The organism is Cytobacillus firmus, from assembly GCF_023612095.1.
Lineage (GTDB): Bacteria > Bacillota > Bacilli > Bacillales > Cytobacillaceae > Cytobacillus.
In genome coordinates, this window is the sequence record NZ_CP086235.1 from 1,975,931 (window position 1) to 1,993,188 (window position 17,258).

General features: G+C 41.4%; 19 protein-coding genes, 1 pseudogene and 2 riboswitches. Of the genes and pseudogenes, 16 read left to right on the forward strand and 4 right to left on the reverse strand.

What is annotated here, in order from left to right:
• The first annotated feature begins 3 nt into the window (after positions 1 to 3).
• The 8 genes from LLY41_RS10050 to LLY41_RS10085 all read left to right on the forward strand — a co-directional run bounded on the left by LLY41_RS10050 (position 4) and on the right by LLY41_RS10085 (position 7,289).
• Positions 4 to 342, forward strand: a complete 339-nt coding sequence (locus LLY41_RS10050) for a YolD-like family protein (RefSeq protein ID WP_095245270.1) — start codon at positions 4 to 6, stop codon at positions 340 to 342.
• Positions 343 to 524: 182 nt separating this feature from the next.
• Positions 525 to 1,076 carry an MEDS domain-containing protein gene (locus tag LLY41_RS10055; protein WP_304587800.1) on the forward strand — a complete coding sequence of 184 codons (552 nt, stop codon included), beginning with the start codon at positions 525 to 527 and terminating at the stop codon, positions 1,074 to 1,076.
• Between the two features lie 20 nt (positions 1,077 to 1,096).
• On the forward strand, positions 1,097 to 1,855 hold the full coding sequence (locus LLY41_RS10060; protein WP_304587802.1) for a GNAT family N-acetyltransferase: 759 nt from the start codon (positions 1,097 to 1,099) through the stop codon (positions 1,853 to 1,855).
• A gap of 198 nt (positions 1,856 to 2,053) precedes the next feature.
• Positions 2,054 to 2,677: a YhbD family protein gene (locus LLY41_RS10065; RefSeq protein ID WP_304587804.1), complete on the forward strand. Its 624-nt coding sequence runs from the start codon at positions 2,054 to 2,056 to the stop codon at positions 2,675 to 2,677.
• 17 nt (positions 2,678 to 2,694) lie between these two features.
• Positions 2,695 to 3,408, forward strand: coding sequence for a polymer-forming cytoskeletal protein (locus LLY41_RS10070; RefSeq protein WP_304588022.1), 714 nt, complete (start codon positions 2,695 to 2,697; stop codon positions 3,406 to 3,408).
• 110 nt (positions 3,409 to 3,518) lie between these two features.
• The gene (locus LLY41_RS10075; protein ID WP_286137410.1) at positions 3,519 to 4,952 is read left to right on the forward strand and encodes a spore germination protein; all 1,434 of its coding nucleotides are present in this window, start codon (positions 3,519 to 3,521) and stop codon (positions 4,950 to 4,952) included.
• Between the two features lie 43 nt (positions 4,953 to 4,995).
• Positions 4,996 to 6,168: a Ger(x)C family spore germination protein gene (locus tag LLY41_RS10080; protein ID WP_095245265.1), complete on the forward strand. Its 1,173-nt coding sequence runs from the start codon at positions 4,996 to 4,998 to the stop codon at positions 6,166 to 6,168.
• A gap of 17 nt (positions 6,169 to 6,185) precedes the next feature.
• Positions 6,186 to 7,289, forward strand: a complete 1,104-nt coding sequence (locus tag LLY41_RS10085) for a GerAB/ArcD/ProY family transporter (protein WP_304587807.1) — start codon at positions 6,186 to 6,188, stop codon at positions 7,287 to 7,289.
• 8 nt (positions 7,290 to 7,297) lie between these two features.
• Here LLY41_RS10085 and LLY41_RS10090 read toward each other — a convergent pair whose 3' ends face one another.
• On the reverse strand, positions 7,298 to 7,510 hold the full coding sequence (locus LLY41_RS10090; protein WP_304587809.1) for a YczF family membrane protein: 213 nt from the start codon (positions 7,508 to 7,510) through the stop codon (positions 7,298 to 7,300).
• A gap of 250 nt (positions 7,511 to 7,760) precedes the next feature.
• Positions 7,761 to 7,838, forward strand: a riboswitch (ZMP/ZTP riboswitch).
• A 67-nt stretch (positions 7,839 to 7,905) separates the two neighbouring features.
• On the opposite strand from LLY41_RS10090, the gene LLY41_RS10095 reads away from it, so the two are divergent.
• Complete coding sequence (locus LLY41_RS10095) at positions 7,906 to 9,105, forward strand: phosphoglycerate dehydrogenase (RefSeq protein WP_304587811.1); 1,200 nt, start codon at positions 7,906 to 7,908, stop codon at positions 9,103 to 9,105.
• A gap of 197 nt (positions 9,106 to 9,302) precedes the next feature.
• Here LLY41_RS10095 and LLY41_RS10100 read toward each other — a convergent pair whose 3' ends face one another.
• Positions 9,303 to 9,821 (reverse strand): DUF3267 domain-containing protein, encoded by a 519-nt coding sequence (locus LLY41_RS10100; RefSeq protein ID WP_304587812.1) that lies wholly within the window; start codon positions 9,819 to 9,821, stop codon positions 9,303 to 9,305.
• Between the two features lie 128 nt (positions 9,822 to 9,949).
• Positions 9,950 to 10,645, reverse strand: a complete 696-nt coding sequence (locus LLY41_RS10105) for a GntR family transcriptional regulator (RefSeq protein ID WP_304587813.1) — start codon at positions 10,643 to 10,645, stop codon at positions 9,950 to 9,952.
• A gap of 283 nt (positions 10,646 to 10,928) precedes the next feature.
• On the opposite strand from LLY41_RS10105, the gene brnQ reads away from it, so the two are divergent.
• Both brnQ and LLY41_RS10115 read left to right on the forward strand, forming a co-directional pair.
• Positions 10,929 to 12,281 (forward strand): branched-chain amino acid transport system II carrier protein, encoded by a 1,353-nt coding sequence (gene brnQ / locus LLY41_RS10110; RefSeq protein ID WP_304587815.1) that lies wholly within the window; start codon positions 10,929 to 10,931, stop codon positions 12,279 to 12,281.
• 133 nt (positions 12,282 to 12,414) lie between these two features.
• Positions 12,415 to 12,518: riboswitch (purine riboswitch) on the forward strand.
• 124 nt (positions 12,519 to 12,642) lie between these two features.
• Complete coding sequence (locus tag LLY41_RS10115) at positions 12,643 to 13,512, forward strand: 5'-methylthioadenosine/S-adenosylhomocysteine nucleosidase (protein WP_304587817.1); 870 nt, start codon at positions 12,643 to 12,645, stop codon at positions 13,510 to 13,512.
• A gap of 434 nt (positions 13,513 to 13,946) precedes the next feature.
• Here LLY41_RS10115 and LLY41_RS10120 read toward each other — a convergent pair whose 3' ends face one another.
• Positions 13,947 to 14,258: a winged helix-turn-helix transcriptional regulator gene (locus LLY41_RS10120; RefSeq protein ID WP_159862939.1), complete on the reverse strand. Its 312-nt coding sequence runs from the start codon at positions 14,256 to 14,258 to the stop codon at positions 13,947 to 13,949.
• A gap of 162 nt (positions 14,259 to 14,420) precedes the next feature.
• Here LLY41_RS10120 and LLY41_RS10125 point away from each other — a divergent pair, with 162 nt between their 5' ends.
• From LLY41_RS10125 to LLY41_RS10145, 5 genes and pseudogenes are all read left to right on the forward strand, one after another.
• Positions 14,421 to 14,828, forward strand: coding sequence for a DoxX family protein (locus LLY41_RS10125; RefSeq protein ID WP_304587819.1), 408 nt, complete (start codon positions 14,421 to 14,423; stop codon positions 14,826 to 14,828).
• A complete protein-coding gene (locus LLY41_RS10130) occupies positions 14,825 to 15,676 on the forward strand; it encodes a VOC family protein (RefSeq protein WP_304587821.1) in 852 nt (283 codons plus the stop codon). The genes LLY41_RS10125 and LLY41_RS10130 overlap by 4 nt, the downstream gene beginning before the upstream one ends.
• Before the next feature lie 114 nt (positions 15,677 to 15,790).
• Positions 15,791 to 16,518 (forward strand): annotated as a pseudogene (locus tag LLY41_RS10135) (ZIP family metal transporter).
• A 67-nt stretch (positions 16,519 to 16,585) separates the two neighbouring features.
• Positions 16,586 to 16,861 carry a YrhK family protein gene (locus LLY41_RS10140; protein WP_095245252.1) on the forward strand — a complete coding sequence of 92 codons (276 nt, stop codon included), beginning with the start codon at positions 16,586 to 16,588 and terminating at the stop codon, positions 16,859 to 16,861.
• 78 nt (positions 16,862 to 16,939) lie between these two features.
• Complete coding sequence (locus LLY41_RS10145; protein ID WP_095245251.1) at positions 16,940 to 17,149, forward strand: DUF2187 family protein; 210 nt, start codon at positions 16,940 to 16,942, stop codon at positions 17,147 to 17,149.
• Positions 17,150 to 17,258: the final 109 nt, after the last annotated feature.

A 17,258-nucleotide genomic window follows, 5' to 3' on the forward strand; every position in this document is an offset into this window, starting at 1 on the left:
AATATGCCGCTAAAAGACAGAGGGAAAATAAAATGGCAGCCTGCTCACTTCATGCCGGAACACCGGGCGATGCTAAGAAAGCTGGAAAGGGAACAAATGGCGCAAAACAAGCCGCTCATTGATGAATATGAATTGGAGGAATATGAAAACAAAATTCACTTTGCAATGGAATTTGCTTATCTTTTGAAAGTAAAAGTCTGGCGGGACGGATTTTTCTGCGAATACAAAGGGAGGGTAAACCGGCTGGATGGCATCAGCAGAAAGATATATCTTGAACTGGAGAGCGGGGACCTTGAGAAAATTAGCTTTGATGAAATAGCCGGGGCGGAAGTGGAAGGATGAAATAATATGACTCGAGGAACTCTCCTCGAGTTTTTTATATGAATCGCATAAAACTGCAGAAAAGCACCTATTTATCAAATTTTTAGATATAATGAAGAAAAGTAGAGGGAAAGGGGCCTGTAAGCAATTGATGAGAAAAAAATACACCATTAAACATTTTTTCGTTGTAAGGAGACAAATGAATGAATGAATTATTAATAGATTTGATTGATGATCTGCAAAAGTCAAATGGAGGCCATATTCTGTACCACTTTGATCGGATTGATTGCTATATTCAAAATGCAGTCTCATACATAACGGCTGGCGTCAGATGCGGCGGACATGTTTTGCTTGTGGAGAATGACCGGAATCATTTCCTTATTGATAAAGAATTAACTAATTTGTTAGGAAAAGAGGAATTAAGCAGAGTTCATTTTATGAATAATTTTGATTTTTATTATTCCAACGGTAATTTTAATCCTGATACAGTGTTCAATTTTTTTCTTAAACACATTCAGCCTTACTTAGATAGCAATCCAAAGATATTCACATGGGGTCTGGTTGAGTGGGGAAACGTAAAAGAATATATTCCTTTAGTCGAACAATATGAAAAGAAGCTTTTTAAGGCCGTTTCTGAGCATAGCCTGATTTCCCTGTGTGCTTATAATAACTGCAGCACCCCGCTGGAATTAAAGGATAGTCTGCTACGCTGCCATGATGTGCTCATAACAGATAGAGAGTATAAATACCTATAAAAGTGTTTTAGGAGAAACCGATGGAAAAGATCACATTTCATGATATTTATAAACCGGGACACACTGTTCTGGAAAATGGCCTTTTTATTCATAATCATAATCCTGACATGCTCCTTCAGTATGACAGCAATTTTATTGCTTTTAAAAGAATGCCTTCCGTTCAGGAGTTTAAGGAGGCACATCAATATTTAAAAGAGTTTCATCAGAAATATGGCCAAAAGCATGTAAGGTTTTATTTTCCGGATGACGAAGAACTTTCTGAAGAGCTTGCGGCTTTCTTTCAGCAGGATGAAGATTATACTGTGGGGTTCTTGGAGTTATTTGCGATTCTTCCGGCAGATTTTCCGGAAGTTCAGGAAAGGGAAGAAATCGTAGTCGAAAATGTTACTGATGAAACATGGAATGCTTATCTGGAATTCCAGTATGAGCAGGATTCGGTATATGGGGAAAATTTCGCAGAGAAAAAGAAAGCTCAGCATCTAAGAAATTACAGCGATGACAGCATTCAGCAGCTTATTGCATTTTATAAAGGAAAGCCAGCCGGATCTGTTGATGTCATTATTAAGGAACGAACAGCTGAAATTGATGGACTGATGGTCCATGAGGATTGTCAGAAAAAGGGCATCGGCAGCTGCCTGCAGAAATCCGTGATGGATCAGTTCAAGGATAAAACGATTATTCTTGTGGCGGATGGGGAAGATACCCCAAAGGAGATGTACCGCAGGCAAAATTACCGGTATATTGGAAAGCAGTATAACTTACTAAAAGTATACGAATGAATGGAAGCCTGGTTCTATGTGAGCCAGGTTTTTTTGTGCTAATAGAACATTGTTTCACTGTGAAAATCGTTAAATCATTGATTTCATGGTGCAAAACACAATATTTGTCGAAAAAACTCAGGATAAAAAGAATAAAATAATATTCCGAACGTAACAGTGTTATGTTACAATCAAATCATCAGAAAGGAGTCCTGGAATTTGAGCGATGAATTAATTTCAAAAAAAGAAGTATTGGATTTAACTGGTATTTCTTATGGACAGCTTTACCGGTGGAAAAGGAAGAATCTGATACCTGAGGATTGGTTTGTCCGGAAATCAACTTTTACAGGGCAGGAGACTTTTTTTCCAAAAGAGAAAATCCTCGAGCGCGTCGAAAAAGTACAGAAGATGAAGGATAGCCTTTCGCTCGATGAGCTGGCTGATTTGTTTTCGCTGAATGCTACGAATCTGAAGCTGTCAAAGGATAGTCTGATTGCTAAAGGAATAGTTTCCGAGCCGGTTATGAATATATTTCTGGATACACAGGGGGAGATTAATGAATTCAATTATCATGAGATTTTGAAGCTTTATATTCTTTCAAACCTGCTGGAATCGGGTGATATCCATATCGAGGAAGGGAAAATGCTCCTTCAGCTATTAAATGATCATCAAAAAATCCTGCAGCAGCCAAAGGCTGTGATCTGCTTTATTCGAAAACTAGGCATGTCCAGCTGCCTGGTTTCAATGAACGGGGAACAGGTCCTTCTTGAAAAAGGGACAAAATTGGCTGCCGCTATATCAATAGAGCAATGTGCTGAAGAATTAAAATCCAAATTGGCATAGGAGGAAATGCTGTGGAAATGAAAACACTGGGAAACTTAATCATTAATGGAGTTGGATCGGTTAATGGAGGAACTTTTAATAAAGTCGAAATCAATGGAAAGGGCACGGTAAATAGTGATATAGAGTGCGAGAAATTCTATTGCAACGGTACAGGCACGGTCCATGGAAATGTAAAAACCGAAAAAGGAAAGATCAGCGGTGCAGCCAAAATCCATGGAGCAGTTAAAGCTGATTCCTTAAATGTTAACGGTTCTGCCTCCATTTCAGAAGCTGTCCTAAGCCGAAAGCTTGAGGTGGCCGGGAGTTCCTCCATTGGGGGTTCTGTGAAAAGCGATGAAATGGTTGTGGATGGGAAAGCAAAGATTGCCGGAGACTGTGAAGCGGAGGTTTTCCGCGCGGAAGGGGCTTTTAAGATAGATGGTTTACTGAACGCAGAAACGATTGATATTAAACTATTTGGAGAAAGCAAAGCGAAAGAGATTGGCGGAAGAAAGATAAAAGTGGCACAGCATAGAGAAAGCCTATTTAAATTAATCAAATCGCTATTTCCATTAAAGCTCGAGGCGGAATTAATTGAAGGGGATGACATTGAACTCGAAGGCACCACAGCTCTTGTCGTCAGAGGGAAAAATGTCAAAATCGGCAAAAATTGCGAGATTGGACTAGTGGAATACTCCGGAGAATACGAATGTTCACCAGACTCAGAGGTGAAAGAATCCCGGTTAATATAGAATAATGAATGCCTAACCTGATTGGTTAGGTTTTTTTTATTTAAAGGGCAAGATAATCATAATACCCGGCACACTAACAAACAAGACTCGTTTTCCAAAGGAGAGTTATTGTGTTCCGGAAACATTACAGCCACCATAAAAAGATAAGCAGGAGTATTCACTCTAATATTCAATACTTAACAGAGCAGTTTGGCAACAGCTCCGATCTATCAATCCGAAATATAATACTTTCAAACCATGGTAAAGCAGCCATCATACATATCCAGGGGATCGTTGACGAACAAAGCCTGCATGACAATGTTCTCCATCCTATTCTCGCATGGAGTCATGAACAAAAACCTATTCAAAATTGGTCCGGGGAAATAGTTCAGATCATTTCGGTATCTAAGGTAAACACCATTGATGACTGGTCCGAAATAGTGAACGGCCTGCTGAGCGGGGACACGGTTATTTTGATAGAGGGACATTCAGAGGCGATCCTTGCCGGAACAGGAAAGATTCAATCAAGAACTATTACTGAACCTTCGACACAAACGGTGGTAAAAGGGCCAAAAGATGGATTTACGGAGAATTTAGGTACGAATATTTCACTGATCCGTGCCAGAATACAAAATAACAATCTAAGGATAGAACAGACAAAAGCAGGGAAAGTGACCAAAACCGATATCGGCATCTTATACATGGAGGGTATAGCGAAAGAGGAAATCGTAAAGGAAGTGAAGGAAAGAATCAGTAAAATCGATATGGACAGTATACTGGACACAAATTATGTGGAAGAAGCCTTAAAGGACAACAGGAAAACGATCTTTCCGCTCTTCCAGAATTCGGAGAGGCCAGACGTGGTCGCAGCTAACCTTTTAGAAGGCAAAATTGCGATCATTATACAGGGAACACCATTTGCATTGATTCTGCCGGCTGTTTTTATCCAATTTTTTCAATCTCCTGAAGACTATTATGCCAATTACCTGGTGAGTTCCTTTCTAAGACTCATTCGGGTTGGCTCTTTTTACGTTAACATGTATGCCTCGGCCATTTATTTGGCCCTGATCACGCATCACCATGGCTTAATCCCTACTACTTTAATGGTGACGCTCATGGCACAAAGAGAACAGGTGCCTTTTCCGGCCATTGTGGAACTGCTGGTAATGGAACTGGCCTTCGAAGTCCTGCGGGAAGCCGGGATCCGGATGCCAAGGGCCATTGGTCCGGCTGTTTCCATTGTAGGGGCTCTTATTCTCGGCCAGGCTGCAGTCGAAGCTGGCTTTGTTTCAGCGGCCATTGTGATCATCGTGGCGACGACAGCCATTTCAAGCTTCACACTGCCTAACCCTAATATTGTGAACGCCGCACGCGGGATGCGGTTCATTCTTATTTTTGCCGCTGCTTTTATTGGATTCTATGGAATTATCCTGTTTTCTTTATGCATTATTCTGCACCTTTGCAGTCTTAAATCAGTAGGAGTCCCATATCTCACTCCACTCTCACCGGTCAGAGTCAGCGGTTTGAAAGACAGTTTAGTCCGGATAGGGACCTCATCCAAGTGAGGCCCTTGTTCCGGAAGTCAATTAAAAGAGCAGGGATGAACGTATGAGAAAAGTCATTTCGATCATGTTGATAATGGGTTTACTAACGGGCTGTTCCAATTATAGAGATTTAAATGAAGTCGCTTTAATAATCGCCATTGGCATAGACCTCCCCCAGGAAAGGGAATCAGGCTATCGGGTCACGTATCAAGTAATCAATCCGGGTTATTTTTCGCAAAATGGGACAGGAAACAGCCTTCCAGTTATTAATTACACAGTCGAATCAGAAACGTTTATTGAAGCGTACAGGATGGCGTCTTTAATCATTCCAAGAGAGAACAGTGTTACTCATCTTTCTTTGATTGTGATTGGAGAGGCTCTTGCAAGAGAGGGGCTGGGACTTATATTTGATGTGTTTGAAAGAGGTGAATCACGCTCATCGTTTCCAGTTTTTATTGCAAGGGACACGACTGCGGAAGAAGTTCTCGGGGTCATTGAGCCGTTGGAATCCAATCCAACGAAAAGCATCATCAGCACCAGCGAGAATAATGGAAAAATGTACTCCATCTCAGAAATCGTTCCCATTTACCGGGCCATCTCCCTTTTATCAGGTGAGGGGCAGAACCTTATGCTTTCAGGCATTCATTTGAACAAACCGCTTAAATCCCAGAATCAGACGGATAACCTGCAGAACATCAAGCCGCCGGTCGTAGAGGTAACTGGATTGGCACTGTTTAAAAAAGATCAATTAGCCGGCTGGTTTGACGGCAAAATCGCAAGAACAGCCCATATAATCAATTCAGCCGCTGAATATACATCCTTTCCGCTGCCATGTAACAATAAAAAAAATTTGACCGTCACGACAAAAGGAATGAGGTCGACCATTAAGACAGAGTTAAAACCAAAATTGACTCTGGCAGTTGATGCAGATATTAAGGGCTATATTGCTGAACTGGAATGCTATATAAAAATTGATAGTGATAAAGAAATAAGAAAGATTGAGAAAAAATTAGAAAAAGAGGCCGAAAGCCAAATAAGGGAAACAATCAAAATGGCGCAGGAAATGGAAACCGATGTATTCGGTTTCGGCAGAAAACTATCCATTAATAATCCGGATTACTGGAAAAAACATAAGAAAGAATGGAATAAGCTATTTAAAACTGCGGATATTGAAGTAAATGTGAATGCGAAAATAACGAACGCAGGATTACTGACAGATCCATATAAACTACAATAATTCTGGATGTGAAGTAAATGCCGAAAGATAAGATTGATGGAATACAATTATTCTGCTTGATGGTCCTTTTTATGTTTGGGACAGCTGTGTTTCTGGATCTTGGAAGCGGAGCCCGCCAGGACGCATGGATCGTTACGATTCTTTCACCCATTGCCGGGCTGATAATCTTTGCTGTTTACTATCGTCTTTACAGACAGTATCCGGATTTGCCGCTGACAGAATACATGAAAAAAATTTTAGGGAAATACCTGGGAAGCCTTATAAGCTATATGTACATTATCTATTTCATTTATATTGCGTCCAGGGTTTTGCGTGATGTTGAGGAATTACTGATCAGTTCTCCTTATGCCAAAACCTCCATTATTACGCTGGGTATCTGTATGGTGTTTGCATTGGTATACGCAGTTCATTTAGGTTTTGAGGTATTTGCAAGAGGAGGGATTATCTGCTTCGCCCTCATGACAGTCACTTTATTGCTAATCCTGATATTCTATGTGATCAGTGACTTGATTCATCTGGAAAATTTGCGGCCTGTTTTAGCTAAAGGATGGAAACCGGTCTTCAGGGAGATTTTTCCGGTTAATATGACGGTTCCTTACGGAGAGTTGGTTATATTTACGATGATCCTTCCTTTAATGAAACGGAAGACAAAGATTTTAAAAACAGGGAGTATGGCCATTGCGTATGTTGGCATTTATTTAACCATTAATACGATGCTCTTAATTTGTATTCTTGGTGCAGATCTCCTTGAGCGTTCGGCCTTCCCGGCACTGGCTGCTGTTGGCTATATTCAAATTGGGGGATTTATTCAGCGTCTGGATCCTTTTATCATCCTATTGATTGTATTTCTGGGGTTTATTAAAGTGGGCCTGTTCTTCTATTGTGCGGTAATCGGAATGAATAACCTTTTTAAAATGAGGCCAAATGTTTTCACTTCCTATTTTATGGGCGGGATTATTTGTCTTTCCTCCATTATGATTGCACCAAGCTATCAAAGCCATCTGGATGAAGGATTAAAAGTAGTCCCTTATTTCCTGCATATTGCTTTCCAATTCGCCATTCCTGCTGTATTGCTCGTACTGGCGGCCATCCAGCGTAAATGGAAACAGGGAAAAGTGTAGAATAGCGATTATTTTTTCTTCTTTTCATGTAACCAGTACATAACGAATAAACCAAGGATAAAAATGATGATAAGGAAATAATCTTCTCCCTGTGCGGAAGACAGAACAATTTTTATGCTTTTCCAGGATTCAAATATTGAATGGCCCTGGATATAATCAAGTAAAACAATGAGGCCGGCTGTACCGGCTAAGAGTGATAAGAGAACGAACATAGCACGCATATGATTCAGCTCCAGGTATTAGGATATGTATTAGGTTTAACATGTTTTTTCTTTTATAAACTAAATAGGAACCAAGTGTTGCGGGAAAACATGAAGTGAATAAGGGGTAAAAGCCTGTCTGCAGCATAATGGACAAATTTAGAAAAATATACTTTATTAGTCATAAAAAAATAAATAAATTTTTTATTTTTGTAAGCGCTTTAAAGGGTTGAAGTTTTCAGAAGACTTTGATAAGATTTAAAAAACCGAAAAGGCTATGTGTAACTGGCGAGACGCGGATCACCGCGGGGAGCACATAGTGTCGAAGCCGTTCGCCTGGGCAGAGGTAAGGGATTCTACCCTTGCCTCTTTCTGTTTTAAAATCTGACAAAGTTAGTTGAAAAGGGGAGAATCCAGTGAGTACCATGACTTTAGACAAAGTAAAAACGATTAAAACACTGAATGCCATTGCGCCAAGCGGTCTTGAAGTGTTTAACAAGGATCATTTTACAATCGATAATGAAAGCGGCAATCCGGATGCGATTGTTCTTCGCAGCTTTAATATGCATTCGATGGAATTGGGCGATCGATTAAAAGCAATCGCCCGTGCAGGTGCTGGAGTGAATAACATCCCGGTGGAGAAATGCACTGAGCAGGGAATAGTTGTGTTTAATACACCCGGCGCCAATGCAAATGCCGTAAAAGAAATGGTGCTTACCTCCTTAATGGCTTCATCCCGGAATCTTTTTGCCGGAATTACTTGGACTAAAACGCTGAAGGATGAAGGAGATCAGATCCCTAAGCTTGTAGAAGCAGGAAAGAAGCAATTTGTCGGAAAAGAAATTAAGGGGAAAACGCTCGGTGTCATCGGATTGGGGGCAATCGGGGCACTTGTAGCCAATGATGCACTGGAACTGGATATGGATGTTGTTGGCTTTGATCCCTTTATTTCTGTCGACACGGCCTGGAACCTGTCCCGCAATGTTCAGCGTGCCATGAACATCGAGCAGGTGTTTGCAGAATCAGACTATATCACTGTGCATGTTCCATTAACCGATGATACAAGGGAAATGTTCAATGAAGATACGTTTAGCATAATGAAAAAGGGTGTTCACATCCTAAATTTCTCACGCGGAGAGCTTGTGAATGAAGCAGATATGGCAGCTGCCCTTGAAAGCGGAAAAGTGGGCAAGTATATTACAGACTTCCCAAATGAAAATATCCTTAAAATGAAAAACGCATTGGCCATTCCACACCTTGGCGCATCAACGAAGGAATCGGAGGAAAACTGTGCAGTCATGGCAGCACGCCAGGTGAAGCACTTCCTTGAAACAGGCAATGTCAAAAACTCAGTGAACTTCCCAAATGCTGCGCTTCCTTACACGGGCAAGCGGCGTGTCACTGCTTTTCATAAAAACATCCCAAATATGGTCGGCCAAATCACACTTTCCATTTCAAGCTACCAGCTGAATATCGCAGACATGGTAAACCGCAGCCGAGGTGAATATGCGTACACCATGATCGACATCGATAATAAAGTGAATGGCGATGTGATCCCTGGACTGCTTGAGCAGATTAATCAAATTGAAGGCATGATTACGTCACGGATAATATAAGTTGGCCCTGGTATTGATAGGACCTTGGGGACTTCGGACACAGAAAGCGTAAGACAGTGATTTAGAGTCTGAAGCTGGAGCAACTTCGGACATATAAAGCGGGAAACAGAGAGGTAGAGTCCGAACAGCGAGCTGCATTGGATCTCTTGCCAATAGAATCAAAAACCAGACCTCATCCAAGAGGTCTGGTTTTTGCATCACAGATTTTTGCGTAAGGAATCCCTTTTCACCTGATAATACCCCCTGCAAAAAAACGAGTTCTTTGGTTTCATGGCAATTAAGAAAGAATTGTAGATATCCGAGGCGGAAATGAATGAATTAAACCAGCAAATAAATAATAGAATTGTTTTAATATTCCCTGATACATAGAAGGATAGAACGCCAGTGATGCCTGATAATACAATAAAGGGCAAACTCATAAAAACCCAAAATCTCATTTTGGATAGAGTAGCATTTGTATTTAGCCAAAAATACAATCCGCTAAATGTTAAGCTAATATCGCCTTTTTTGCTGATAACCAAAATATGCAGACATTCGTGAACTATAAAGACAAAGATACCTATTAAAATGAGGTAAATGATATTAATCTGAGAGAAACCTGTCTCAAAAAAATAGGGTATCAGAAATATGATGATCTGGAGCAGATATACAAACTTCATATAATGCTTTCGATACCAATTACTCCTTATAAAAGGAGACCATTCTGCCAAATTCATGCTAATCTGCGGTAAGTGGCGAAACCATGTGATGATAAGTGTTCCCTCCCTCATTTAACCGAGTATTTTCGCTAATTTTAACATAAAATTCCAATTTTATTAACAATAAAAACGCACAGTAACTCAAATTACTGTGCGTTTTTTTTGACGTTTGCGATTGGTTTATACTTTTTCCCGGAGTAGTACTCGTCAATTGCCCGAAGCCAATTAACACGCGCGATATTTCCAGCCTTTTCTCTGTCTTTTTCTTCAAAAGCTTTTAATATATCTTCATGTTCTTCAATAGAACGTTCTTTAAGAATAATGGTTTTATTATAGTATAACCGCATGACATGAGCCTGCAGCATGGATGCTGTATTTGAAATATAAGGATTCTGGGCAAGGTCGATAATGATATTATGAAACTTCTCATCCTGCTTCAATGCTGAGAAGGTATCTCCCGCCATTAGAGCTTTGGCGAATTTATGATTGATGTCCCTGAGAATATTGATTGACTCCTGGCTGATCACAGGAGCTGCCAATTCTGCGGCAAGGGCCTGCAGTACGCCTAAAGGAGGCAGGATCTTGCTAATATCTTCCGGGTTAACTGACGTGACTTGAGTTCCCACACCAGGGAACATTTCTACAAATCCCTGAACATTCAGGAGCTGAAGCGCTTCCCTAATAGGGGTGCGGCTGACTCCTAATGCTTTAGCAAGGTCAGCATCATTCAGTTTTTCCTTCGGTTGAAGTGTCCCGTCAATAATCCACTCCTGAATTTGAGAGAAGGCGCGATCTTTAGCGGATACACGGGTAGGTGATGAATAATTAGAGGGTATTGGCATAGCTGTGACCACCTTTTCATTTCTAGCAATTTGCAGCGAATTTATAGTTACTTCCAATATAATATATATTTAGTATATAGAAGTATCTTAATAAATTCAATATATCGCATGATTCGACAAAAAAATCCCGCGATATATTGCATAAATATTTTGGATATGTTATCTTGAGTTATGCAATATATTACTAGTGTGAAAAAATAAAAATATTACCGCACTATAATTTCAGAAAATTTAAATTTGATAGACTGTTAGGTTTGAAATCATGTTGATAGGAGGAAATAACATGACGAACAAAATACCCTTCTCATTTATTGTGACAGTTGGTTTTATGCTATTTGCCTTGTTTTTCGGGGCAGGAAATTTAATTTTCCCTGCAATGCTGGGCCAATCGGCAGGAACGAATGTATGGTCAGCTAACGCAGGCTTCATTATAACAGGTGTGGGATTGCCTCTGCTTGGCATTCTGGCTTTGGGTTTCTCGGGAAAAAGTGATTTGCAATCGCTCGCTAACCGTGTCAATCCATTATTCGGAATGGCTTTTACGGTAGCCCTTTACTTATCAATTGGTCCGCTATTTGCGATTCCAAGAACAGCTACAGTGTCATACGAAATCGGAATTAAACCTTTTCTATCGGAAGGAAGCGGTTCTGTTGGCTTAATTATATTTTCAGTTATTTTCTTCGGCGTTACAGCTTATTTTTCTTTGAATTCTTCAAAGATTGTAGATATTGTAGGAAAATATTTAACACCGATTCTATTAATTGTAATTGCTGTTTTGATCGGCGCTGCATTCATTAATCCAATGGGTGCATTCCAGGCTCCGACTGAAGCCTATATGAACGGTGCATTTTTTAAAGGGTTCCAGGAAGGCTATCTGACAATGGATGCCTTGGCAGCATTTGTCTTCGGTATTATTGTCGTAAATGCTGTAAAAGATAAAGGAGCTGCAACCAGGAAGGATATCATGGTATCCATTGCCAAAGCAGGTTTAATTGCTTCCGGTCTATTAGCAGTCATTTATACATCGCTTTCCTTTATTGGGGCGTCAAGTGTCAGCGGTCTGGGGGCGTTGGATAACGGCGGTGCTGTTCTATCAGGTGCGTCTGTGCATTATTTTGGCTCATTGGGTGCACTGCTTCTAAGTGTCATTGTGTTTGGCGCTTGTCTGACTACCAGCATCGGTCTGATTACAGCTTGCTCTTCATTTTTCAATAAACTGATGCCAAAAGTATCTTATAAAATGTTCGTCGTTGTTTTATCCATCTTCAGTGCGGTTTTTGCCAACTTTGGATTAAGCCAGCTGATCGCCATTTCCGTACCTGTATTGGTGGGAATCTATCCATTGGCGATTGCACTGATGGCTCTTACTTTTCTTCATCCGATCTTTAAAGGGAGGAAAGAAGTTTATCAGGGAAGCATGCTTTTCACCTTCGTAGTAAGTTTGTTTGATGGCTTGAACGCGGCAGGCATTACATTCGCGCCAATCAATGACCTTTTTAGTGCAATCCTCCCGTTATATGATGTTGGTTTAGGCTGGATTGTACCGTGCTTGGCAGGCGGTCTGATCGGTCTTGCCGCTGCAGTAATAAAGGGCGGAAGCCATTCACATTCTTCTGAAGTGAAGAAAGCTGCATAATGTGTGCAACCTCCAGTTTTCAGCTGGGGGTTTTATTGTGTGTTTAATAATTACGAACGTTAATTGGTATTAATGGACTAAATGTTCGTTTTTATATTGATTTTGTGAAGGATATTTGTTATATTAGCAACGTAATCTTATAAAAAACATCACTCGTATATGCTCGGTAATATGGTCTGAGCGTTTCTACCTGGTTCCCAAAGAATGAACCGGACTACGGGTTAAAGTATAGGAAACAGCTGTATTCTTTTTGCAGCGGCTTTAACTCTATGGTCTGGAAGGTAGAAAACATTCTGCTTTTTCAGGCCTTTTTCTATTACCAGGATTTCGGGTGAATCAGACAACAGGGGGAGAACGTACTATGAAAAAGAAATTAGCATCAATCGCTGCCATCGCAGTCATGTCTGTATCCATGCTTTCCGGGTGCACTTCAGCACCAAAGTTTGAAACAGAAGCAGAAGGGGCACAAAAACCGATTCTTATTCAAGGACCTATGCCGATCGAGGCGGAAAAATTTGCCCAGCGATTAGACAAGGTTAAAGTTGAAAAATCAGGGAATTTTGTTTTCTATAAAGGAAAATTGGACAAGTATCCAGTCATCGTTGCCAAGACAGGAAAGGGCATGGAAAATACAGCTGCCGCTACCGCGATTGCCATTGAAAAGTATGATCCCGCAGCAATCATCAATCAGGGAACATCAGGCGGTCATGACCCGAATTTGAATGTGTATGATATTGTATTAGGCGAAAGAACAGTCAATATCGGATCACTGAAAACGGGCCATTTGGAAGAAGGAGAAGGAATCGAACCAACCAATTGGATTCCAATGGACCTGATGGCTTCTGAAGGAAGTGCAGGGGAAGACCCTGATGCGGAAAAGATCCGTTACTTTGATGGTGATGAAAACCTGCTGGCTGCTGCCAATGCTGTAAAAGATAAGTACACCAAGGGCAAGGTAGTCGAAGGAACGATTGGTTCAGCAGACTTATGGAATAATGAAGTGGACCGCATCAACTGGTTCCACGAAAACTACGAAACATCCGTAGAAGAAATGGAAGGTGCCGCCGCAGCGCAGATTGCCGGAGCATATGATGTTCCATTCCTGGGCATTCGCGTCCTTTCCAATAACAAGACAAACGGGGGCAAGTACGATCCCAACACCGCTGCAGCAAATCAGGATTATGTGTATGAAGTTGTAAAGCAGTATATTAGAGAGATAAATGGAAAATAATTTAGATACAGAAGGCGGAAATCCGGGGTGCTGAGTCAGAACCTGGTGCAACTTCGGACACAAAAGGCTAGAATCCGGAATTCTGTGTCAGAACCTGGTGCAACTCGGACACAAAAGACGAGAAGCCGGGAGTTAGAGTCAGAACCTAGTCCAACTTCGGACACAGGAAGAGGAAATCCGGGAGTTAGAGTCAGAACCTGGTCAAACTTCTGACACAAAAAGCTAGAATCCAAGGATTAGAGTCAGAACCTGGTGCAACTTCGGACACAAAAGGCAAAAATCCGGGGATTAGAGTCAGAACCCGACCCAACTTCGGACACAAAAGGCGAGAATCCATTAATCTGAGTCAGAACCCAGGCACCGAGCCAATCAAAACCCGCCACCAAAATGATTTTGCAAAAAAAGAGTCTTTCCCACTGCGGGAAGACTCTTTTTTAAGCTTCTAACCAGGTCTGCGACCATTTTTCTATTTCTTTCATTAATGGTTCCATGGCAAGGCCTTTTTCTGTTAGGGAATATTCAATTCTTACAGGAGTTTCAGGGTAGACATTGCGTTTTACGACTCCCTCATTTTCCAGGTCCTTTAGCCGGTCTGAAAGAACTTTGCCGCTTATCCCGATAGAAGATTCGATGCTGCAGAACCGCTGTGGCCCGTTAAGTAATTGATAGATGATCAACCCGGTCCAGCGCTGGCTCAATATGCCAATGGCTTTTTCAAATCTTGGACAAATTAGTGATTTCTCCATCCGTATCACTCCTTGTTTATTATTATAATCATAAACCAAAAATAATTAAATAACTATTAATAAAAAAGTTACTTGACGACACTAAATTTAAAATATATACTAACTTACATAAAGTAAGTAACTAACAAAACAGTAAACTTAACTAACCAGGGAGGAAAAAACATGAACAAAAACGAATTAGGCCATTTTATTCTGCGTGCTATTTTAGGTTTTATTTTCTTTATCCACGGATTATCAAAATTTCAGGGAGGCATCAGCAATACAGCCGGTTTCTTCGAAAGTATCGGCATTCCAGGCTTTATGGCTTATATTGTTGCCGTAATCGAGCTGGCAGGAGGCATAGCGCTTATACTGGGGATCGGCACAAAGATTGTTTCCGTATTATTTGCTGTCATCATGCTTGGAGCGATCTTTACTGCTAAGCTTTCTCTGGGCCTCTTGGGAAATGGTCAAATGGCCGGCTATGAATTAGATTTAATATTGCTTGCTGCATCGATTTATTTTGTTTTAGCCAAGGAAACACCGCTCTCACTTGACAACAAATTAACGCAAGGGAGGAACTTATCATGAACTTTCACCAAAAACCGATAACTTTTGTTGCACAAGTCCATATAAAAGTTCAGGATCTGGAACGGTCCCTGGCGTTCTATAAAGAGGTAATCGGATTTAAAGTGTTATCAAAAACAGATAGAACTGCTGAGCTGACTGCTGATGGCAAAACGCCATTGCTTATCATCGAACAGCCGGAAAACGCTGAACCCAAGATGGGAAGAACAACTGGTTTGTATCATTTCGCCCTGCTGCTTCCGAAACGCTCCGATTTGGCAAAAATAGTGCGTCATTTCGCCGGGATCGGGCTGCAATTTGGATCATCAGACCATCTTGTCAGTGAAGCACTTTACTTGTCTGATCCTGATGGCAATGGAATAGAAATTTACATTGACCGCAGTCCGTCTGATTGGACTTGGAAAAACGGGGAAGTTATGATGACCGTCGATCCGCTGGACTTTCCTGACCTGCTCTCCATTGGGCAGCAGCAGTCCTGGAAGGGCTTGCCCGCCGGTACGGTCATGGGGCATATTCATTTACATGTGTCTGAACTGGCGAATACTGAAAAATTTTACACAGAGGGACTGGGGTTTGAAGCGGTCTGCCGATATGGCACACAGGCATTATTCATTTCAAGCGGAAAATACCATCATCATATTGGTTTGAATACATGGAATGGAGTGGGAGCACCACAGCCTTCAAAAAATAGCGCCGGGCTTCAATCCTTCACACTCGTTCTGGAAAATGAAGCAGCCCTGGATCAGGCAGTCGAAAATTTGAAAAAATTTGGCGCAGCAGCAGCAGCAGTTGAAAATAATCAGGTGATCACTGCAGATCCTTCTGGAAATCGCATTATTTTAACAGTATAAAAGAATGTTTGAGCAGAACCTTATTGGTCCTGTTCTTTTTTGTTTAGAATAAAGGTTTTCTTGCGGATCCAAAAGGAAATAAATAAACATAACATTGAGAAGGGAGTGGTCCTGTTGTGGAATGCTGCATTTTGGGGTGCGGTTTCAGGGTCAGCGGTCCTGCTGGGGGCATTGGCAGCGATGTTTCTGCCCATCCGGAAAAAAATAATCGGTTATATTATGGCATTCGGTACAGGTGTCCTGATTGGTGCAGCTTCATTTGAGCTTCTTGGGGAGTCTGTCCACAACGCCGGTTTATTGCCGACCGGTATTGGATTTATGGCCGGTGCCGTCACCTTTACCCTCTTCGATATAATGATTTCCAAAAAAGGGGCCCAGCACAGGAAAAGGTCCGGCCATAAAGCAGCAGCCAGCAGCGGAATTGTGCTTTTCGCGGGAACCATTATGGATGCCATACCAGAATCCATCATGATTGGAACAAGCCTGCTTGAAGCCGATTCGGTCAGCTTTCTTTTGGTCACCGCCATTTTTATCAGCAACTTTCCTGAAGGGCTTTCAAGTACTTCAGGTATGAAAAAAGCGGCTACTCCAAAAAGAAAATCATTCTCCTTTGGAGTTCGGTATTTGTCATTTCGGGAATGGCTTCAATGGCCGGGTACATATTTTTGGATGGAGCAACAGAAGATGTGCTGTCAGGGATTGCAGGATTTGCAGGAGGAGCGATTATTGCCATGGTTGCATCCACCATGATGCCTGAAGCCTTTGAGGACAGCGGTCCGGTGACCGGATTTATTGCAGCGCTCGGCTTGCTGGCTTCATTGGTCCTGGATTATTTTTCATAACATCTTTCCGAAAAATCATGAATGTTTGGCACCTCATGTGGAAAAGGCAAAGCAGGGGGTGTTACTCATGAAAATTAAAAATATTGTTAGGGAACAGCAGGAGGATGTGCATATTGAGATCGGCAGCTACAAAATGGTCATCGAGAAGCGGTATCAGGCTATTTCATTTGTAAATGACATGCTCCTGGGTGTACTTTATTTAATTGGAAGTATACTATTTTTGACAGATGTCAGCCAGACGGTTTCAATCTCGTTTTTCCTTGCGGGAAGTATCATGATGATCATCCGGGCAGGCTTAAATTTATTGAAGGATCTTCATATTAATAAGATATCGCAAAAGTAAAACGGGTTTTGCAGAGGGTCAAAACGGCAATACTAGCGACATGGTTAAAAATATATTTATTTTTAAAGGAGAATCGAGATGGCTGAAGAAACAGATAAGGTAAGCAGTGGAAAGAAAGCGGATATTGGCGATACGATTAGTATCATTAGCGGTTCGGAAAAAGGGAAAAAAGGCAGAGTAGTTGTGGTACGGGATAACTCAGTCATTGTGGAGCTTGGGATCAATCCGAAAAAGGATGAGCCCATCAAAACGGTGATCAGCCATAAGCGCTACAAAGTCGTTAAATAAGGAGGAGGTGCAGGAATGAAACCTGAGTCGAAACAGAGCTCTGCCTCCATACCTCCTGATGTCCGGGAAAAAATTATTAGGTCAGACAGGGATGAAAAAGCCAAGCGGC